This is a genomic window from Kitasatospora sp. NPDC056273, from assembly GCF_042268845.1.
Lineage (GTDB): Bacteria > Actinomycetota > Actinomycetes > Streptomycetales > Streptomycetaceae > Kitasatospora.
Genome location: NZ_JBHJSJ010000003.1, coordinates 231,436 through 251,767, shown reverse-complemented (window position 1 = coordinate 251,767; position 20,332 = coordinate 231,436). Strand labels below are relative to the sequence as shown.

Annotated in this window: 17 protein-coding genes; 7 read left to right on the top strand and 10 right to left on the bottom strand. The window is 73.3% G+C overall.

Annotated elements, in window-relative coordinates:
• Positions 1–207 precede the first annotated feature (207 nt).
• Positions 208–1,290 carry an esterase family protein gene (locus ACFCY1_RS04365; RefSeq protein WP_241853029.1) on the top strand — a complete coding sequence of 361 codons (1,083 nt, stop codon included), beginning with the start codon at positions 208–210 and terminating at the stop codon, positions 1,288–1,290.
• 84 nt (positions 1,291–1,374) lie between these two features.
• Here ACFCY1_RS04365 and ACFCY1_RS04360 read toward each other — a convergent pair whose 3' ends face one another.
• A complete protein-coding gene (locus tag ACFCY1_RS04360; RefSeq protein ID WP_074004317.1) occupies positions 1,375–2,985 on the bottom strand; it encodes a PucR family transcriptional regulator ligand-binding domain-containing protein in 1,611 nt (536 codons plus the stop codon).
• Positions 2,986–3,284: 299 nt separating this feature from the next.
• Between ACFCY1_RS04360 and ACFCY1_RS04355 the strand changes: the two genes are divergently transcribed.
• From ACFCY1_RS04355 to ACFCY1_RS04330, 6 genes are all read left to right on the top strand, one after another.
• On the top strand, positions 3,285–4,172 hold the full coding sequence (locus ACFCY1_RS04355; RefSeq protein ID WP_049654028.1) for a xanthine dehydrogenase family protein subunit M: 888 nt from the start codon (positions 3,285–3,287) through the stop codon (positions 4,170–4,172).
• The gene (locus ACFCY1_RS04350; protein WP_049654030.1) at positions 4,169–4,657 is read left to right on the top strand and encodes a (2Fe-2S)-binding protein; all 489 of its coding nucleotides are present in this window, start codon (positions 4,169–4,171) and stop codon (positions 4,655–4,657) included. Before ACFCY1_RS04355 ends, ACFCY1_RS04350 begins: the two co-directional genes overlap by 4 nt.
• Positions 4,654–7,020, top strand: coding sequence for a xanthine dehydrogenase subunit D (pucD, locus tag ACFCY1_RS04345; RefSeq protein WP_198959433.1), 2,367 nt, complete (start codon positions 4,654–4,656; stop codon positions 7,018–7,020). Before ACFCY1_RS04350 ends, pucD begins: the two co-directional genes overlap by 4 nt.
• A gap of 265 nt (positions 7,021–7,285) precedes the next feature.
• The gene (locus tag ACFCY1_RS04340) at positions 7,286–8,770 is read left to right on the top strand and encodes an NCS2 family permease (protein ID WP_049654048.1); all 1,485 of its coding nucleotides are present in this window, start codon (positions 7,286–7,288) and stop codon (positions 8,768–8,770) included.
• Between the two features lie 147 nt (positions 8,771–8,917).
• Positions 8,918–10,132 carry an XdhC family protein gene (locus ACFCY1_RS04335; RefSeq protein WP_375873457.1) on the top strand — a complete coding sequence of 405 codons (1,215 nt, stop codon included), beginning with the start codon at positions 8,918–8,920 and terminating at the stop codon, positions 10,130–10,132.
• Between the two features lie 100 nt (positions 10,133–10,232).
• Positions 10,233–10,526, top strand: a complete 294-nt coding sequence (locus ACFCY1_RS04330; RefSeq protein WP_375873456.1) for a hypothetical protein — start codon at positions 10,233–10,235, stop codon at positions 10,524–10,526.
• A gap of 19 nt (positions 10,527–10,545) precedes the next feature.
• On the opposite strand, the gene ACFCY1_RS04325 is transcribed toward ACFCY1_RS04330, so the two are convergent.
• From ACFCY1_RS04325 to alc, 9 genes are all read right to left on the bottom strand, one after another.
• Positions 10,546–11,166 carry a LysE family translocator gene (locus ACFCY1_RS04325; RefSeq protein ID WP_375873455.1) on the bottom strand — a complete coding sequence of 207 codons (621 nt, stop codon included), beginning with the start codon at positions 11,164–11,166 and terminating at the stop codon, positions 10,546–10,548.
• Between the two features lie 94 nt (positions 11,167–11,260).
• A complete protein-coding gene (locus ACFCY1_RS04320) occupies positions 11,261–11,458 on the bottom strand; it encodes a type II toxin-antitoxin system VapB family antitoxin (RefSeq protein ID WP_049654040.1) in 198 nt (65 codons plus the stop codon).
• 97 nt (positions 11,459–11,555) lie between these two features.
• On the bottom strand, positions 11,556–13,310 hold the full coding sequence (locus tag ACFCY1_RS04315; RefSeq protein ID WP_375873454.1) for an SDR family oxidoreductase: 1,755 nt from the start codon (positions 13,308–13,310) through the stop codon (positions 11,556–11,558).
• Positions 13,307–14,203, bottom strand: a complete 897-nt coding sequence (locus ACFCY1_RS04310; RefSeq protein ID WP_375873453.1) for a M24 family metallopeptidase — start codon at positions 14,201–14,203, stop codon at positions 13,307–13,309. Before ACFCY1_RS04310 ends, ACFCY1_RS04315 begins: the two co-directional genes overlap by 4 nt.
• A gap of 13 nt (positions 14,204–14,216) precedes the next feature.
• Entirely contained in the window at positions 14,217–15,305 is a 1,089-nt protein-coding gene (locus ACFCY1_RS04305; protein ID WP_375873452.1) for a PDR/VanB family oxidoreductase, read from the bottom strand.
• A gap of 48 nt (positions 15,306–15,353) precedes the next feature.
• Entirely contained in the window at positions 15,354–16,271 is a 918-nt protein-coding gene (locus ACFCY1_RS04300; protein WP_375873451.1) for a metal-dependent hydrolase, read from the bottom strand.
• 244 nt (positions 16,272–16,515) lie between these two features.
• Complete coding sequence (locus tag ACFCY1_RS04295; protein WP_074004310.1) at positions 16,516–17,295, bottom strand: IclR family transcriptional regulator; 780 nt, start codon at positions 17,293–17,295, stop codon at positions 16,516–16,518.
• 251 nt (positions 17,296–17,546) lie between these two features.
• Complete coding sequence (locus tag ACFCY1_RS04290; protein ID WP_375873450.1) at positions 17,547–19,007, bottom strand: catalase; 1,461 nt, start codon at positions 19,005–19,007, stop codon at positions 17,547–17,549.
• A gap of 116 nt (positions 19,008–19,123) precedes the next feature.
• Positions 19,124–20,326, bottom strand: coding sequence for an allantoicase (alc, locus tag ACFCY1_RS04285; protein ID WP_375873449.1), 1,203 nt, complete (start codon positions 20,324–20,326; stop codon positions 19,124–19,126).
• Positions 20,327–20,332: the final 6 nt, after the last annotated feature.

Here is a 20,332-nt window from a genome sequence, read left to right as displayed (position 1 = left end):
ATCCGAAGGCGGTTCATCACAAGAAAGTGATGTTCCTCTCAGGTTCCGCACAGATTCGGACGGCAACCGATCACCGGTCCATCGCCGTCTGATGCCATTGACGTGCGTTCGGGCGAGTGGGCCCCGGGCGGCGTGCGACCCGGATACGAGAACTCGATGGAACTGACAGGTACGCCATTCTTCCTCCTCACCGTCATCCTGGTGCCGGTGTCCATCACAGTGGCGTTGCTGTTCTGGGGGAAGGTCGGCGGCCCGCAGCCGGTACGCTACCTCACCCGGATCGTCATGATCATGTTCTGCCAGGTCACGGCCGTCCTGATGGTCTTCGTGATGGTCAACAACGCCAACCTGATCTACGGCAACTGGGACGACCTGCTCGGCACCGGCAACCACGTCCGCGCGGTGCCCGTGGTGGCGCCGGTCGACCCGGCCGCGGCAGCCGCCGGCGGCCAGGGCGCCGAGCCCGCCAAGGAGCCGCAGAAGGTCAAGCAGAGCTTCGGCGGCGTGAACGACCCGCTCGTCCCGAACGACGTGCAGCGGACCGAGCTCAAGGGCCAGGTGTCCGGGGTCGACGGCGAGGTGCTGGTCTGGCTGCCGCCGCAGTACAACGACCCGGCGTTCAAGGACAAGAAGTTCCCCGTGGTCGAGCTGATCCCGGGCTACCCCGGCTCCTCCTCCACCTGGTACGGCACCCTCAAGGTCTCCGAGCAGCTCAAGCCGCTGATGCAGCAGGGCAAGGTCGCCCCGTTCATCCTGGTCTCGCCCCGCACGAAGCTGCTGAACAACCAGGACGCCGGCTGCACCGACATCCCCGGCAAGATCAACGCCGACGCCTGGGTCACCCGCGACGTCCCGCAGATGGTGCTGGACAACTTCCGCGCGGACCCGTCCGCGGACCGCTGGGCGATCGCCGGCTACTCGGCCGGCGCGCACTGCGCGGCCAAGCTGTCGCTGGCCCACCCCAACCGGTACCGGGCCGCCATCGCGATGTCCGGCTACAACGACCCGGCCCAGGAGCCGGACTCCCTGGTCGGCAAGGACGCCAAGCTGCGCGAGGCCAACAACCCGGTCAACATCCTGAAGACCGCCCCGCAGCCGCCGAAGGTCGCCCTGCTGGTCAGCGGCTCCAAGGGCGACGGCTACGAGGACGGCGAGGCGATCCGCGCCGCGGCCAAGGCCCCGACCACCGTCCAGGTCGAGGAGGGCACCGGCCCGCACACCACCGAGCAGTGGAAGAAGATGGTCCCCGCCGCCTTCCAGTGGCTGACCTCGGTCATCCCGGTCCAGTAGGCCGGCCGGCGACAGCGAACCGTACGGGAAGGGCCCGCCGCGACCGAGGTCGCGGCGGGCCCTTCCGCTTGTCCGGACGCGGCGTCAGGCCAGCTCCAGCGCCAGGTAGAAGTCCACCCGGTCCTCCAGCCGGGAGAGGTCACGCCCGGTCAGCTCCTCGATCCGGCCGATCCGGTACCGCAGGGTGTTCACGTGGACGTGCAGCTGGGCGGCGCAGCGGGTCCAGGAGCCGTCCGAGCGCAGGAAGGCCTCCAGGGTGCGGACCAGGTCCGCCTGGTGCTCGATGTCGTACGCGATCACCGTGTCCAGCAGCCGGCTGCGGAAGGCGCGGCGCACCTCGTCCGGGACGGCGGCCAGCAGCAGGACGTGCGAGGCGAGCTCCTCGGGGCCCGCGACACAGACCCGGCCGACCCGGGAAGCGGCGATCCGGCGGGCGTGCCGGGCCTCCTCCAGGGCGCCGCGCAGGCCGCCGGCCCCGGCCGCGGGGGCGGAGACGCCGAGGGTGATCCGGCCCTCCGAGCCGAGCCCGGCCTCCAGCGGGGCGAGCAGTTCACGCAGGGCGTCGGCGGGCACCGGGGCGTCCAGGACGGGCAGCACCACCACGGCGCCGGTGCCCGTCCCGGCGACCAGGGCGCGGTCGGAGGCGCCGCCGAGCGCCTCCTCCAGCACCGCCCGTACGGCGCCCTCCGGCAGGCCGGTGCCCTCGGCGCTGAGCACCAGCCAGGAGCCGTCCTCCGCCTGGGACTTGGCCCCGGGGCCCTCGTAGCGGGCGGCCATCGCCGAAGAGGCGTACAGGGCGCGGCCGACCTCGGCCGGGTCGGCGTCGCGGCGCAGCAGGGCGAGCAGTTCGTCGGCGAGGCGGCGGCGCAGCCGGCGGCCCTCGTCGCGGCGGTGGCGCTCGGCGGCGACCAGCCGGGCCAGGTTCTCGGCGAGCTGCTGGCGCTTGGTGGTCCACTCGGTGACGTCGCCGGCCACCGCGAGCACCCAGTCGGCCAGCAGGCCGCCGCCGGCCGGCGGCTCGTCGTGCTCGGCGGAGGCCGGGGCGGGCAGCAGCGAGAAGGAGCCGGCGGCCAATCGGGCCCGGTGCGGCGGGCGGCGGCGCTGGCGCTGGGCGGCGAGGTGGGCGCGGACCAGCTGGTCGCGGTCCTGGGCGGAGAGCCGGTCGGCGGGGCCTGCGATCACCGCACCGGTCGGGGTGAGCACCCAGCAGTCCAGGTCGAGGTCGCCGCCGAGCAGGTCGAGCACCGCGTCCAGTCCGCCGCCGCCGGCCGCCGAGACCAGCAGGCGGTGCCGGTCGACCAGGGCGGCGAGGTCGGCGGCGCGGTCGGCGGAGACCTGGCGGCCGATGAACTCGGTGACGGTGCCGAAGGCGATGTCGTCGGGGACGGCGAGCAGCGGCATCCGGTGCCGGCGGCAGGCCTCGACCAGGTCCTCGGGCACCGGGCCGACCTCGGCCTCGCCGGCCGCCAGGGCCACCGCGCCGCCGGCCGCGAGGGTGCGGACGAAGCGCTCGGAGTCGGCCGGGACGGTGCGCCAGAGCATGCCGGTGAGCACCAGTTCGCCGCCGTGCAGGTAGCGGCCCGGGTCCTGGAGGTCCGTCGTCATCACGCCGCTGACCTGCCGGTCCAGCTCTTCCTCGGCCGCGAGCAGGCGCAGTCGCGGGGCGCCGGGGGCGAGCAGGTCACGGACGCGCATCCGCGGACTCCTTAACGGGGGCTTGGGGGGAGGGTGAAGGGGTAACGATAGGGCCTGTCCGGCCGGGCGTCCGCCCGGGTCCGTAGCCCGCGCGTCACGGCCGGATTACGGTCGTAGGTAGCACCCGGCGGACACCTGGGCTGCGAGGTTCTCCTCCTTAGAGGAACGTACAGGATGCCGGGCGGGCTCACAGCCGGGGCTTCATGCCATCGGTGACTGCCAGCGGGCCGCGTCGCGGCGGTTCACTGGGCGACACGCCGCCGGGCACCCGGCGGGCGACGACTTGAGGAGACACCCGCATGGAGTTCCTTCGGCCCGCCACCTGGGACGAGGCACTCGCGGCGAAGGCCGAGTACCCGACCGCGCTGCCCGTTTCGGGCGGCACGGACGTCATGGTCGAGCTGAACTTCGACGTGCACCGGCCATCCGCGATTCTCGACCTGAACCGCATCACCGAACTCGCCGAATGGTCGAACGACGGCGAGGTGGTGAGGCTCGGCGCCGCGGTCCCGTACGCCCGGATCATCGCGGAGCTGTCCGGTCCGCTGCCCGGGCTGGCCCTGGCGGCCCACACCGTCGGCTCGCCGCAGATCCGCAACCGCGGCAGCGTCGGCGGCAACCTCGGCGCGGCCTCCCCGGCCGGCGACTCGCACCCGGCGCTGCTCGCGGCCGGGCGGGACGTGTTCGTCGAGGCGGCCTCGGTGCGCGGCACCCGGCTGATCCCGATCGACGACTTCTACGTCGGGGTGAAGCGCAACCTCCTGGAGGCCGACGAGCTGATCCGGGCCGTGCTCATCCCGGTGGCGGACGGGCCGCAGCAGTTCTCGAAGATCGGCACCCGCAACGCCATGGTGATCGCGGTCTGCGCGTTCGGCTTCGCCCTGCACCCGCGGAACGGGACCGTCGGCACCGGCATCGGTTCGGCCGCCCCCACACCGCGCCGCGCCGTCGAGGCCGAGGAGTACCTCCAGGGCGTGCTCGCCGAGCGCGGGCTGTGGGAGTCCGGGGAGCTGCTGGGAGCCGAGGTGGTCCAGCGCTTCGGCGAGCTGGTGAAGGCCGCGGCCTCGCCGATCGACGACGTCCGCGGCACCGCCGACTACCGCCGGCACGCGCTCGCCGTGATGGCCCGCCGCACCCTCACCTGGACCTGGAACGACTACGGCAAGCAGATCAGGAGCGCGGCATGAAGGTCACTTTCACCGCCAACGGCAGGCCCGTCGAGGCCGACGACGTGTGGGAGGGCGAGAGCCTGCTGTACGTGCTGCGCGAGCGGGTCGGCCTGCCCGGCTCGAAGAACGCCTGCGAGCAGGGCGAGTGCGGCTCCTGCACGGTCTACCTGGACGGCCTCCCGGTCTGCTCCTGCCTGGTCGCGGCCGGCCAGGTGCAGGACCGCGAGGTGCGCACGGTCGAGGGCCTGGGCACGGAGGACGGCGAACTGGGCCTGGTCCAGCAGGCGTTCGTCGACGCCGGCGCCGTCCAGTGCGGCTTCTGCACCCCCGGCCTGCTGGTGCAGACCGACGCGCTGCTGGCCGAGGACCCGCAGCCGAGCGACGACGACATCCGCGAGGCGCTGTCCGGCAACCTGTGCCGCTGCACCGGCTACGAGAAGATCATGGACGCGGTGCGGCTGGCCTCGGCCCGCACGTGCGCGGGGACGGAGGGCGCGGCGTGAGCGCGCGGACCATCCAGGGGCAGAAGAACCTGCAGAACATCAACCAGGCGGCCAAGGACGGCATCGGCGGCTCGCCGCTGCGCCCGGACGGCAACCTGAAGGTCCGGGGCGAGTTCGCCTACTCCTCCGACCTGTGGCACGAGGACATGCTCTGGGGCACGGCGCTGCGCTCGCCGCACCCCCGGGCGAACATCCTGTCGGTGGACGTCTCCGAGGCGCTCAAGGTGCCCGGGGTGTACGCGGTGCTGACGCACGAGGACATCCCCGGCTCGAAGTACTACGGCCTGGAGATCCAGGACCAGCCGGTCCTGGCCATCGACCGGATCCGCTACCACGGCGAGGCGATCGCGCTGGTCGCCGCCGACCACCCGGAGACGGCCCGCCGGGCGGTGAAGAAGATCGCGGTCGAGTACGAGGTGCTCACCCCGATCGTCACCGAGGAGCAGTGCCTCGACCCGGAGACGTACGGGTACGTGCACGAGCCGCACGAGTACAAGTCCCACGCGTACGGCAACATCTGCCACGAGCAGCGGCTGGTCTCCGGCCGCGGCGTGACCGACGAGGTGCGGGCGCTGGCGGACGTGGTCGTCAGCGGCGACTACGAGGTCGGCATGCAGGACCAGGCCTTCCTCGGCCCGGAGTCCGGCCTCGCGGTGCCCGCCGAGGACGGCGGCATCGACCTCTACATCGCCACCCAGTGGCTGCACGTCGACCGCCAGCAGATGGCGCCGGTGCTGGACCTGCCGGAGGAGAAGGTCCGGCTGACCCTGGCCGGCGTGGGCGGCGCGTTCGGCGGCCGCGAGGACCTGTCGATGCAGATCCACGCCTGCCTGCTGGCCCAGCACACCGGCAAGCCGGTCAAGATCGTCTACTCCCGGGACGAGTCCTTCTTCGGCCACGTCCACCGCCACCCGGCGCGGATGCACTACGAGCACGGCGCCACCCGGGACGGCCGGCTGGTCTACGCCGACTGCCGGATCGTGCTGGACGGCGGCGCGTACGCCTCCGCCTCCCCCGCCGTGGTCGGCAACGCGGCCTCGCTCGGGCACGGCCCGTACGTGATCCCCAACGTGCGGATGCACGCCATCGCGCTGTACAGCAACAACCCGTCCTGCGGGGCGATGCGCGGCTTCGGCGCGGTGCAGGCGGCGTTCGGCTACGAGTCGCAGATGGACAAGCTGGCCGCCGCCCTGGGCATGGACCCGGTGGAACTGCGGCAGCTCAACGCGATGTCCGAGGGCGACTTCATGCCCACCGGCCAGCAGATCGACTCCCCCGCGCCGGTGGCCGAACTGCTGCGGCGGGCCAAGGAGATGCCGCTGCCGCCGCCGCTGGACACCGAGCACCTGGACGTGCGCCGGCTGCCCGGCGCGCTGTCCAACACCTCGCACGGCGAGGGGATCGTCCGCGGCGTCGGCTACTCGGTCGGCATCAAGAACGTCGGCTTCTCCGAGGGCTTCGACGACTACTCCACCGCCCGGGTGCGGCTGGAGGTGATCGGCGGCGAGCCGGTCGCCATGGTGCACACCGCGGCGGCCGAGGTCGGCCAGGGCGGCGTCACCGTGCACGCCCAGATCGCCCGCACCGAGCTGGGCGTCGAGCAGGTCACCATCCACCCGGCCAACACCGAGGTGGGGTCGGCCGGTTCGACCTCCGCCTCGCGCCAGACGTACATGACCGGCGGGGCGGTGAAGCTGGCCGCCGAGGCGGTCCGCCGGGAGCTGTTCGACAAGGGGCGCCGGCGCTACGGCTGGACCCACGACGACCTGGTGCTGGCCGACGGCAAGGTGGTGTCGAAGAGCGCCGGCGCGCTGGTCTCCATCGTCGACCTGCTCGGCGACGAGGCCGTCGAGCAGACCCGCGAGCACCACCACCGGCCCACCCAGGCCTTCGACAAGGAGACCGGCCAGGGCTTCGGCCACGTCCAGTACACCTTCTGCGCCAACCGCGCGGTGGTGGACGTGGACGTGGAGCTGGGCCTGGTCAAGGTGGTCGAGCTCACCGCCGTCCAGGACGTCGGCAAGGCGCTCAACCCGCTCTCCGTGGTCGGCCAGATCCAGGGCGGCTGCACCCAGGCGCTGGGCCTCGCGGTGATGGAGGAGATCATCGTGCGGGAGGGCAAGGTGCGCAACGCCTCCTTCACCGACTACCTGATCCCCACCATCCTGGACACCCCGCCGATCCCGGTGGAGGTACTCGAACTGCCCGACCCCAACGCCCCGTACGGGCTGCGCGGGGTCGGCGAGGCGCCGACCGTCTCGGCGACGCCGTCCATCGTGGCCGCCATCCGCAACGCCACCGGGCTGGCGCTCAACCGGATCCCGGTCCGGCCGGAGCACCTGACCACCGAACGGCCGCTCTGACGGCCCGAGTTCGTCCTCCCCGGGGCGGCGACCGTCTTCCCCGCCGCCCCGGGGACACCTCCCACCGCCCGGAGGCGTCCCGTACACCCGCTGCCCTGCCCACGCCGGGGCCCGCAGCGGTGCGCACCACCCTCTGATGCACCGCGGGCACTCCCCCGCTGCTCAGGAGTGCCCCCGTGAGTCGATACGTCCCCCTACGCCGCTTCGTTGACCGGCGGTCAGGTCGGCTCGCCCACCCCAACCCCCTTTGACACTTGGGATGGACATGACCAGAATCCCCACGGAGCCCGGCACCACCGAAGACAGACCCGCCGAGGACGGCACCCGTCCGTCGTCCCAGGACGCCCCACGCCCCACCGGCGCACTGGACGCCTACTTCAAGATCTCGGCCCGGGGATCGACCCTCGCCAACGAACTGCGCGGTGGGGTCACCACCTTCATGGCGATGGCGTACATCATCCTGCTCAACCCGCTCATCCTGAGCGGCGCGGACGCGACCGGCGCCAAACTGGACCCCGCCGCGCTGACCACCGCCACCGCGCTGGCCGCCGCCGTCACCACCGTCCTGATGGGCCTGGTCGGCAACGTGCCGCTCGCCCTCGCCGCCGGGCTCTCCGTCTCCGGCGCGGTCTCCGCGCTGGTCGTCCCGCACACCACCTGGGCGCAGGCCATGGGCCTGTGCGTGATCTACGGCCTGCTGATCGTGCTGCTGGTCGTCTCCGGGCTGCGCGAGCGGATCATGAACGGCATCCCGCTGCCGCTCAAGCACGCCATCACCATCGGCATCGGCCTGTTCGTCACGGTGATCGGCCTCTACAAGGCCGGGTTCATGCACACCGGCGGCCCCACCCCGCTCTCGCTCGGCCCGACCGGCGAGCTGTCCGGCTGGCCGGTGCTGGTCTTCTGCGTCACCCTGCTGGCGATCTTCGTGCTGATGGCGCGCGGCGTCCGCGGCGCGATCCTGCTCGGCATCGCCGGCGGCACCGTGCTCGCGGTGATCGTCAACCGGGCCGCCCACGTGCCCGCCGGGGCCTGGCGGAACTCGGTGCCGGTCTGGCCCGGCAGCCCCGTCTCCGCACCGGACTTCGGCCTGTTCGGCCACGTCGACCTGTTCGGCGCGTTCGGCGGCCACGGCATGGGCGCGATCAGCGCCTCGGTCGCGGTGTTCACCCTGGTGCTGGCCGGCTTCTTCGACGCGATGGCCACCATCATCGGCGTCGGCACCGAGGCCGGACTTGCCGACCGGCGCGGCCGGATGCCCGGACTGTCCAAGGCGCTGTTCATCGACGGCGCGGGCGGCGCGGTCGGCGGCCTGGCGGGCGCCTCCGGGCAGACCGTCTTCGTCGAGTCCGCCACCGGCGTCGGCGACGGCGCCCGCACCGGGCTCGCCTCCACCGTCACCGGCGCCCTGTTCGCGCTGATGCTGTTCTTCTCGCCGATCGCCGGGATCGTCCCGGTCGAGGTCGCCTCGGCCGCCCTGGTCGTGATCGGCTCGATGATGATGAGCCAGGCCCGGCACATCGACTGGTCCGACCGCGAGGTGGCCGTCCCGGCCTTCCTCACCTGCGTGCTGATGCCGTTCACGTACAGCATCACCGCGGGCGTCGCGGCCGGCGTCATCTCGTACACCGTCATCAAGGCCGGGCTGGGGCGCTGGCGCGAGCCCGGGGTGCTGATGTGGATCCTCACCGCGGTGTTCGTGGTGTACTTCGCGATCACCCCGGTCAAGTCCTGGCTGGGCGTGCACTAGGCACCCGGGCGCCTTCGCCCTGTTCGCGCCCGCGTCGGGCAGGGCCTCGGGGCAGGACCGCCTTGGGCACCACGGCCGCCGTACGGGATCGTTTCCCGTACGGCGGCGTCTCCCGCTACTGTCGAAACCGTGTAAGGAGCCTCCCCCATGCAGGACATCGCCGAGCAGCTGCGGGCCTGGCACGCGTCCGGGCGCTCCTTCGCCGTGGCCACCGTGGTCGGCGTCTCCGGCAGCGCTCCGCGCGACCCCGGGGCGGCGCTGGCCGTGGACGCGGACGGCGAGGCGGTCGGCAGCGTCTCCGGCGGGTGTGTCGAGGGCGCGGTGTACGAGCTGTGCCGGGCCGCCCTGGCGAGCGGCGAGCCGGTGCTGGAACGCTTCGGGTACAGCGACGAGGACGCCTTCGCGGTGGGTCTGACCTGCGGCGGCGTCCTGGACGTGTTCGTCCAGCCGGTGGTGCCGGGGGCCGATGCCGGGCTGGACACCGGGATCGCGCACATCGCGGCCGGCACACCGGTGGCCCTGGTCCGGGTGATCGCCGGACCGGGCGGGGCGGGCGGGCTGGTCGGGGCCACCCTGGCGGTCACCGCGGACGGCGTGGCCGGCGCGCTCTCGCCCACCCCCTCGACGGTCGGCGCCCTGGAGCGGGCGATCGTCGTGCGGGCCCGGGCGATGCTGGAGGCCGGACGCACCGGCCGGCTGGTGCTCGGCCTGGACGGCCGCCCCTGCGACGAACACGGCCGGGGCACCGTCACCTGCTTCGTCGAGTCGTACGTGCCCGCGCCGCGGATGCTGGTGTTCGGGGCGATCGACTTCGCGGCCGCGGTGGTGCGGATCGGCAAGTTCCTCGGCTACCACGTGACGGTCTGCGACGCCCGGCCGGTCTTCGCCACCGCCCGCCGCTTCCCGGAGGCCGACGAGGTGGTGGTCGACTGGCCGCACCGCTACCTGGACTCCCAACTCGGCCGGATCGACGGACGTACCGTGCTCTGCGTGCTCACCCACGACGCCAAGTTCGACATCCCGCTACTGGAACGCGCCCTGCGGCTGCCGGTCGGCTACGTCGGCGCGATGGGATCGCGCCGCACCCACCGGGACCGCGCCGCCCGGCTCCGCGAGGCGGGGCTCACCGAGGCCGAACTGGCCCGGCTGCGCTCCCCGATCGGCCTGGACCTCGGCTCCCGCACCCCGGAGGAGACGGCGGTCTCGGTCGCCGCCGAGATCGTCGCCCACCGGCGCGGCGGCAGCTGCCTGCCACTGAGCGCCTCGGACGGGCCGATCCACCACGACCTGTCGCGCACGGGGACGGAGGGTGACGGGGGCGGCGCGGCCGGCGGCCCGGCACCCCGCACCCACGCGGCCTGAGCCGGGAGCGGCTCCGGCACCGCTCACGTTGCGTGGCCACCGGCGCGGCGGGAGGCTGGAGTTGCGGACTCGCCCCGAGCCCGGGGAAGGAGCGGGCATCATGCGCGCCCTGCTGGAGGTCGAAATCGACACCGCGGCCTCGAACAAGCTGATCAGCGACGGAACGATGGCCGAAGGGGTCCAGCGCATACTGGCCCAACTGAAGCCGGAGGCGGCCTACTTCCTCAACCGCAACGGGAGCCGCGGCATGGTCATGGTCGTCGACGTCCCGGACGAGGCCTCGCTGCCGTCCATCGCCGAGCCGTTCTGGACCCAGCTGAACGCCAGCGTCGACCTGCACATCTGCATGAACGCGGACGAACTCATGGAAGGACTGAAGCGTCTCGGCCGCTGAGCGGCCGGGCCGTCCCGCCTCAGTCGGTCAGCGCCAGCTTCACGCCGAAGCCCACCACCACCGCGCCGGTCACCCGGTCCATCGACCGCCGGGCGGCCGGCCGGCGCAGCCAGCCGCGCAGCACCCGGGCGAAACCCACCAGGACGGTCGACCAGAGCAGGCCCTCCACGACGTGCACGCAGGTCAGCGCCACACCGGCGGCGAAGTGCGGGACGCCGACCGGGATGAACTGCGGCAGCACGGCCACGTAGAAGACCCCGACCTTGGGGTTCAGCAGATTGGTCAGCGTGCCCCGCCGCCAGCCGTGCGCGAACCCGCCGTCCTCCGGCTCCTCCTCGACCGCCGCCTCACCGCCCCGGTTGCGCAGCATCCCGATGCCCATCCACACCAGGTACGCCGCGCCCGCCCACCGCAGGACCTCGTACGCCACCTGCGAGGCGGTGAGCAGCGCCGTCACCCCGGCCGAGGTCAGCGTCCCCCAGATCAGCGTCCCGGTCTGGATCCCCAGCACGACCCCCCACGCCTGCCGCCGCCGCCCCAACGCGGAGGTCCGCAGGACCAGCGCCGTGTCGAGCCCGGGCGTGAGCGTGAGCAGCCCCACGACGAGGGCGAAGGACCACAGGGCCGTTGTCATCTCCATGGGCCTCGATGCTCTCACAGCCCCGGAGGGACCTCGTCAAGCGGCCGTCGCTCAGTCCGCCGACCCCGGCGGGACGACCCACTCGGTGGAGCGCTCACTCACCCTTTTCCACCGGCCCGGTGAGATCGGGCAGCCCACCGTCCTCGAGCCAGGTCGTGAAGACCTGGCGCTTGCGACGCTTCACCGCATCCTCGAGAGCGGCGTTGACGGTGGCGGTCTTGGTCGTCGTACCGAAGATCTCCGCAGCCTCGGCCAGCAGGTCGTCGTTGATGTCCATCACGGTACGGGCCATGACCAACCTCCCGAGCGAAGCGGGGTCTGCGATATCGGGTTCGACCGTATCCGATATCGCAGGCCCCACGGGGCCCGATCGGCCGTTGTTCACCCGGTCAGGTGATGTTGAGGCGGGCGGCGAGGCGCAGCAGGCCGGGGCTGAGGCGGGAGAGGAAGCGGGCGGCCTTGGCCTCGGGGGTGACGGGGACGACGGGCCTGCCGGTGCGGACGGCGGTCACGATGGCGGTGGCGACCTTCTCCGGGGGGAAGCCGCGGCGGGCGTAGAGCTTCGCGGCGCGGGCCTGCTTGGCGGCCTGCTCGGTGGAGGTGGTGGCGGAGAAGGTGGAGGTGCGGGTGATGTTGGTGTTGACGATGCCGGGGCAGATGGTGGAGACGCCGATGCCGTGGCCGACGAACTCGGCGCGCAGGCAGTCGGAGAGCATGAACACCGCGGCCTTGCTGGTGGCGTAGGCGGTGAGCGCCTTGGACGGCAGGTAGGCGGCGGCGGAGGAGACGTTGACGATGTGGCCGCCCCGGCCGCGGTCGGCCATCAGGGTGCCGAAGGCGCGGCAGCCGTGGATCACGCCCCAGAGGTTGACGTCCAGGACCCGCTGCCACTCCTTCTCGGTGGTCTGCAGGAACGTCCCGGAGTGGCCGATACCCGCGTTGTTGACCATGACGTCGGGCACCCCGTGCTCGGCCGCGACGGTCTGCGCGAAGGCGTCCACCGCGGCGCCGTCGGAGACGTCCACCCGGTAGGCGTGCGCCGGCGGGCCGATCAGCGAGGCCAGTTCGGCGGTGCGCTCGGCGGCCGCGAGGTCGAGGTCGCAGACCACCACCCGGGCGCCGTCCTCGGCGAAGGCGAGCGCGGTGGCCCGGCCGATGCCGCTGCCGCCGCCGGTGACCACGACCAGCCGGCCGTCGCCCTCCTCGGGGCGGGCCCGGCCCTCGTCGGTGCGGGTGGTGAACTCGCGGACCAGTCCGGCCACGGTGGCTCCCTTCTCCAGCAGCGCCGACCAGTGGCCGGCGTGCAGCGTCCTGCGGGTCAGGTTCGGCGCCCAGCGCTCCAGCCCCTCGGAGAGGTAGGTGCCGACGTACCGGTCCCGGGTGAGGGTGATCAGCTGGACCGGCACCTCGGTCGGCCGCTCGCGCGGACTGCCCAGGGTGGGGCGGAAGTTGGCCCGGTACAGCTCGATGCCGCGGACCGCGTCGCGCCGCAGGGTGGGCTGCGGGTGGTCGGCGCGCGGGGTGACGTGCTCCAGGTCGCGCAGCACCCTCGGCCAGGCCCGGGCCAGGCCGAGGCGCCAGACGCCGGGGGCGAGGTAGGGGAGGTGGAAGGCGGTGATGTACCAGGAGTGCAGGCCCTGGTGGAGCAGCTGCCCCAGGTGGCGGGGGGTGGGGCGGCGCAGCCGGTGGCGCAGCCAGTGGCCCATGTGGTCCAGGCTGGGGCCGGACAGGGTGGTGTACGAGGCGATCCGGCGCTCGGCGCCGGGTGCGGTGACGGCCTCCCAGGACTGGATCGAGCCCCAGTCGTGGGCGAGCAGGTGCACCGGGCGGTCGGGGCTGACGGCGTCGGCGACGGCGAACAGGTCCTCGGCGAGGTGCTCCAGGCGGTAGCCGGACCGGTCGGCGGGGGCGGCCGACTCCCCGGCGCCGCGCACGTCGTAGCGGACCACGTGGTGGTCGCGGGCGAGGTCGGCGGCGATGTCGTCCCAGACGGTGTGGGTGTCGGGGTAGCCGTGCACGAGGAGGACGGTGGGGGCGGCCGGGTCGCCCTGCTCGAAGACGGCGAGCGGGAGGCCGCCGGAGTGGACGGTCCGGCGGCGGACCGGGGGCTTCGCCCGCGCCTGGGGCTTCGTCGGGAACGTCATCGGGTGGCCTCCAGGGTGGTCGGCTCGGCGGCGGTCGGCTCCGTGGTGGCCGGCTCGGTGGCGGCGGCGGTCCAGCGGCGGACGTGCGGCAGGTCGTCGTCGAGCCAGTAGGCGTCGTCCTCGGTGACCACCAGCAGTTCCTCGAACTTGATGCCCACGCCCCGGAAGCCGAGGTGCGGCTCGACCGCCCACAGCCCCGGGGTGGGCGCGTGCCGGGACGACCGCCCGTCGGCCCAGAGCGGCGAACGGCCGTGCAGCCGCTCGGTGACGAGCTCGCGGCCGAGGGTCTGGAGGGTGCGCACACCGAAGCCGAAGACGTTCACCCCGGCCGGGCCGCGCGCGGTGTTGCGGGTGACCTGGTGGCCGATCACCCGGCCCGGGTAGACCTGGTGGCGGTTGTCGTAGCCGTGCGCGGCGATCTGGGCGTCCACCGCGGCGTACACCTCGGCGAGCGGCCTGCGGGCCCGCACCTCGGCGAGGATCAGCTCGCGGTAGACCTTCAGGTCGGCGGCCAGCCGGTCCCAGACCCGGTTCTCGCCGACCTTGCCGCCGTAGCCGATGTCGGCGGTGTAGCCGTCCACCATGGGCGCGCAGTCCAGCACGTACGGCATGCCCTCCTCCAGCCGGCGGTTGCCGGCGAAGAACTGGAGCGGGGTGTGGAAGTGCCGGAACGCCGTCCGGTCGCCGAACCAGGCGAAGGGGACGTGGAAGAAGTCCTGCACCCCGACGGCTACCAGGCGGCGGCGCAACTCGGCGGTGGTCTGCCGCTCGGTGACGCCGGGTTCGATCCACGCGGCGACCTGTTCGGCGCAGTGGTAGGCGAGCTGCTGGGTCTCGCGGAAGCGGGCGAGGTCGCGCTCGGTGTAGCGGAAGACGGGGGTCGCTTTCGCCATGGCGGAGCTCCTTCTAGAGGTCGAGCACGAGGGTCTCACCGTCGGCGGCCCGGGAGACGCAGGGCAGCAGGGCGCCGGCGGCGCGCTGCTCGGGGGTGAGCCGGCGGTCCCGGTGGTCGGGCGAGCCGGCCAGCAGGCGGACCTCGCAGGTGCCGCAGAAGCCCTGGTGGCAGGAGTACGGGAGGTCCGGGCGGGCCTCGCACAGCACGTCCAGGGCGGAGCGGTCGGCGGGGACGTCGAGGGTCGGGCCGTCGGTGCCGAGTCGGACGGCGAACGGCTCGCCGTCGGTGACCGGGGCGGCGCCGAAGCGCTCGAAGTGCAGGGAGGCCGCCGGGGAGCCGTCCAGGGCGCGCTGCACGGCGGAGAGCATCGGGGCCGGGCCGCAGCAGTAGACGGCGGCGCCGCGCGGGGCGTGGGCGAGCAGTTCGGCGCCGGTGGGGACGCCGCCGTGCTCGTCGTCGGTGCGCAGCACCACCCGGTGCGGGTCGAGGGCGCGCAGCTCGTCCGTGTACGGGAGGGTGTCGGCGCTGCGGCCGACGTGCACCAGGCGCCAGTCCAGGCCGTGCCGCTGCGCCTCGCGGGCCATCGGGAGCAGCGGGGTGACGCCGATGCCGCCGGCCAGCAGGAGGACGGCGGGCTCGGCGCAGAAGGCGAAGCCGTTGCGCGGGCGGCGGGCGGTGAGCCGGGTGCCGGGGTGCAGGGCGTCGTGGACCTCGACGGACCCGCCGCCGCCCTCGGGCAGCCGCCGGACGGCGATGCGGTAGGCGGCGCGGTCGGCCGGGTCGCCGCTGAGGGAGTAGTGGCGCTCGCGGCCGGAGGGCAGGACGAGGCGCAGGTGGGCGCCGGGCTGCCAGCCGGGCAGCGGGCCGCCGGAGGGGTCGGCGAGCCGCAACTCGACGACGTCGGCGGCCGGTCGGCGGCGTTCGGCGACGACCAGCTGGAGCGGCGGGGTGGGACGGCTGAGCGGGCGCCGGGGGTTGCGGCGCAGCAGGGGGCTGCCGAGGGCCGGGGAGTAGCGGTCGCCGAAGGCGGTGAGCCGGCGCATGAAGCCGTCGGCGCGGGGGCGGCCGTAGAGGTCGGGGGGCGGGGCGAGCGGGTCCATCCGGCGGGGTCCTTGGGGTGAGGGGGGGAGAGGGGGCTGTCGCCCGCGTCAGCCGCGCCCGGCGGCCGCGCGGGCGGCCGGGGAGGCGGCGAGGTAGCCCAGCGCCTGGCTGGACGAGCCCTCCTGGGTCGGGTGGTAGCCCGGCCGCAGGTAGCGCAGCCCGGAGCGGACCGACTTGACCGGGTCCGGCAGCAGTCCGCGCTTGGCGATCCGGCCGGCCTCCCGCCAGGTGGGCTTGAGCCGCCCCGCCAGGGTGGGGTCGGCGGCGAGCAGGAACCGGGCGCCGCGCACCCAGAGGTGGACCAGCAGCGGCCCGGAGACGGCCATTCCGCGCACCCGGCGGAGGTAGCCCGGGTCCAGGTGGACCATCAGGTCGTAGGCGACGCTGCGGTGCTCGACCTCCTCCGCGCCGTGCCAGCGCAGCAGGTCCAGCATCGTCGGGTCCGCCTTGGCGCGGTCCAGGCCCGGGGAGTTGAGCGCCCAGTTGCCGAGGAAGGCGGTGAAGTGCTCGATCGCCGCGATGAAGGCGACCCGCTCGATGACGTTCTCGCGCTGCCGGGCCGGCGACAGCCCCGGCTTGTCGCCGAGGACGCGCTGGAACAGCCAGGAGATCTGCCGGACGTACGGCCGCGGGTCGAGCCCCTGGCCGAGCAGGTGGTCCAGGACCTCCTGGTGCGCCTCGGCGTGGATGGCCTCCTGGCCGATGAACCCGAGGACCTCCTCGCGCAGTTGCTCGTCCCGGATGAGCGGCAGCGCCTCCTTGAACACCTTGACGAACCACCGCTCGCCCTCGGGCAGCAGCAGGTGGAGCACGTTGATGACGTGGGTGGCCATCGGCTCGTCCGGGATCCAGTGCAGCGGCAGCCGGGACCAGTCGAAGCGGACGTCCCGGGGCTCCAGCACGAGGCTCTCGTGCACGCGTGCGGCGGGCCCGGCGAGGGCGGGGACGGGGGTGGAACGGGGCATGGCAGGCCCTCCTGACCTGGGGGCGGCGGCTCGGCTCCAGGGAAACGTACTCGCGGGTAGCCATCGGGACAAGGGGTTCGGCACCCCTTATCGACATCGAGTCTAATAAGTGACGCGCACCGTCGGGCGACGCGCGCGGCCGGACGCCATCGGACACCGTGGGGAAACGCGGGAAACGCGGGAGGCCCCACCGGTCTCCCGGCAGGGCCTCCCCGACGTCACGCGCGCGACGGCCGCCCCGCCGTCAGACCGCCATCGCCAGCATCAGCGGCGCCGCCCGGGCCGCCAGCAGCTCGGCGGCGGCCTTCAGCTTGTGGATGTTGTCCGCCGGCATCGAGGTGGCCAGGCAGCCGACCGTGCTGCCCGCCGTGATCGGCACGGCCGCGCACACCGTGCCCAGCGCGTACTCCTGGATGTCCAGCACCGGCACCGTGGCCGGCTGCCGCTCCAGCCGGTGCATCAGCTGGTCGGCGTCGACGACGGTGCGGGAGGTGAGCCGGGCGACCGGGTGCCGGGAGAGGTGGTCGCGCCGGGCGTCCGCGTCCAGCTGGCCGAGCAGGCACTTGCCGATCGCACTGGCGTGCGCGGTGGCCCGGAAGTCCACCCACTCCTGCACGGCCGGGGCGTAGTCGGCGGCCGAGACCGCCTCCACCGACAACTCCCCGTCGTGGTACCGGGTGAAGTACACGGCGGCGCCCAACTCGTCCCGGAGTTCGGCGAGCTTGCGGTTGAGCCGGGCCTTCACCAGCTGCTCCCGGTTGTGCTGGCCGAGCAGGGCGAAGGTGCCGCCCAGCAGCCAACCGCCGTCCTGGCACTGGAGGTAGCCCTCGACCTCCAGGATCTCGGCGAGCCGGCGCACGGTCGGCAGCCCGAGCGAGGTCTCCCGGGCGAGGGCCACCAGGGTGGCTCCGTCGGAGTGGCGGTCGACCGCCTCCAGCAGTCTGAGGGCGTGCTGCAGGGAGGTGAACGGGCCCGTCGGACCCTGGTCAAGCGCGGCGTGACGACCCGGGGCTGGTGTCGACATGTCGTCCCCTTCCGATGTCCCCCCACGGAGCGACCGCGGGCGCACACCAGCCTATCGACCCGGCGGCTCCGACGACTGCCGTCCGTACATATCCGTGGACAATCCGTGCAGGCCCACCGGCCGACCTGGGCGGACGCGACGGGCCCCTCCCCCACTGCCCGGGAGGAGGGGCCCGTTCCGTGGCCGCCGGGTACGGGCCCGGCGGCCGCGAGGGTGGCGGTGCGGAGGGTGGTGCGGACGGTGCGGGCGGGTCAGCCCTCGTCGCCCGCGCGCAACTTGGCGACGGCGGCGGCCAGTCGGGCGCCGTACTCCTCGTCGGCGGCGTGGAAGTGGGCGAGGTTCCGCTCCACCACGTCGTCGCGCGAGACCTGCGCCAGGAAGCCCGCGATGTTGCCGACCAGGCGGGTCTTCTCGCCCTCCGACATCAGCCGGTACAGCTCGCCGGCCTGGAAGAAGTCGTCGTCCTTGGTGTGCGCCGGGGTGGTGTAGGTGCCGGTGTGGCCGGTCACCTTGACCGGCGCGGCCGTCGCGTCGCCGGTCTGGGCCGGGCCGTCGTACGAGTTGGGCTCGTAGTTCCTGCCGCGGCCGGCGCTGTTGGCGGCCATCTGGCCGTCCCGGCCGTAGTTGGCGGCCTCGGTGGCGCGCGGGGCGTTCACCGGCAACTGGGTGTGGTTGACGCCGAGGCGGTAGCGCTGGGCGTCCGCGTAGGCGAACAGGCGGCCCTGGAGCATCTTGTCCGGGGACGGGCCGATGCCGGGCACGAAGTTGTTCGGCGAGAACGCGGCCTGCTCGACCTCGGCGAAGACGTTCTCCGGGTTCCGGTTGAGCACCAGGCGGCCGACCTTGACCAGCGGGTAGTCGGCGTGCGGCCACACCTTGGTGAGGTCGAAGGGGTTGAAGCGGTAGTCCGCGGCCTCGGCGACCGGCATCAACTGGACGTAGAGGGTCCAGGACGGGAACACCCCGCGCTCGATGGCCTGGTGGAGGTCGCGCTGGTGCGAGTCGGCGTCGCCGCCGACCACCTCGGCGGCCTGGTCGCCGTCCAGGCAGCGGATGCCCTGGTTGGTCTTGAAGTGGTACTTCACCCAGTAGGCGTCGCCGTCGGCGTTGACCCACTGGTAGGTGTGCGAGCCGTAGCCGTTCATGTGGCGGTAGGAGGCCGGGATGCCGCGGTCACCGAACAGCCAGGTGATCTGGTGGGTCGAGGCCGGCGAGTGGGCCCAGAAGTCCCAGACGTTGTCCGCCTCCTGCACGCCGGTGTACGGGTCGCGCTTCTGCGAGTGGATGAAGTCGGGGAACTTGATCGGGTCCTTGATGAAGAACACCGGGGTGTTGTTGCCGACGAGGTCGTAATTGCCCTCCTCGGTATAGAACTTGATCGCGAAGCCGCGCGGGTCGCGCACCGCGTCGCTGGCGCCCAGGTTGCCGGCCACGGTGGAGAAGCGCAGGAAGACCTCGGTGCGCTTGCCGACCTCGGAGAGGAAGCCCGCCCGGGTGTACCGCGCGACCTCGTCGGTGACCTCGAAGTAGCCGTACGCGCCGGAGCCTCGGGCGTGCACCACGCGCTCCGGGATGCGCTCGCGGTTGAACCGGGCCAGCTTCTCCAGCAGGTGCTGGTCCTGGATCAGCAGCGGACCGTACTCGCCGGCCGAGGCCGAGTTCTGGTTGTCGGCGACCGGGGCGCCGGACTCCGTGGTCAGGATCTTGGGCATGGAGGGTCCTTCAGGTGTCGATAAGCGCGGTGCGTGGAGAGTGAAGTGACGGATCATCAGATCCGTTCGCCGGAAAAGGTTCCCTGGGGTTCCCGACGAGCGGATCCGATGGGTCGTCAGTTTCCGAGCAGGCTCCGGACGACGGTCGCGGCCGCGGCCGCGGCCGGGTCGGCCGCCGGGCGGGCGGCGGTCAGCGCGGCGGCCTCGTCGGCGGTGAGACCGGCCCGGGTGAGGGCCGCGACGGCCTCGGCGGCCGGGAGGGCGTTGAACCAGCGCAGCGCGAGGGCCGCGCGGCCGGCCCCGGTGAGGCGGCCGGTGAGCCGGAGGCGGGCGAGGCCGCCGTCCGGGTGGACGTTGATGCGCACGTGGGTCACCGGGCGGCCGGCGGCGAGCCGGAAGCGGTGCCGGGTGTCGGGCTGGAGCCGCGTGCGGGGCAGGAGTTCGAACCACTCGCCGTCGGCCGGGTCGACCCCGGTCGAGGCGTCGAAGCCGATCAGGTCGGCCCAGCCGGGGGCATTGGCGACGAAGTAGGAGGTGTCCACTTCGGCGGCCAGGACCTCACCGCCCCCGGCCAGGGCGATCTGCACCCAGTCGTTGGCCTTGTCGCGCCGACGCCGGGTCTCCCAGCCGTCGCCCATGACGGAGGCGCGGCCGGGAGCGTTCAGGTTGTGCGGGGAGGAGAAGTAGCGGTCGGAGGCCGCCTCGGCCACGCCGCCGTACTCCTGGGCGGCCAGGTCGAAGGTGAGGCCGTCCAGTTCGCGCGGATCGGGCAGCACCTCGCCGTGCACCCGCAGCCGGGCGACCCCGCCGTCCGGGAAGATGTTCAGCCGTACGTGGGTGTAGCGGGTGCCGTCCGTGACGGCGAACTCGTGGGCGGTGTCGCCGTTGAGCGCGGTGCGCGGCACGATCGTGGTCCACTCGGCGTCCTGGAGCTCCTCGGGCGAGGGGTGGCCGGGGACGGACGCGGCCTCGACCGAGGCCGTCTCCGGGTAGTTGCCCGTGAAGTGGGCGGTGTCCACGATCACGCCGCGGACCACCCCGGCGGCGCCGAGCCGGACGATCGCCCAGTCGTGGTCCTCGTCGGTGGGGTGCGGCTGGTCGGCGGAGACGCCGCGGCGGCGCTTGGACTCCCAGCCGTCCATGATCTGGCCCTTGTGGCCGAAGGTGTGCGGGCGGAACGCGGCCGGCTTGGCGACCAGCAGGTTCTCGGCGTCCGCGAAGGTGTCCTCGTTGGTGGCGACGACGCCCGCCCCGAGCAGTCGGGAGGCCAGGTCGACCAGCTCGGTGAAGGGAGCACTCGGGGTGTCGGCAGTGGTCACTGACTC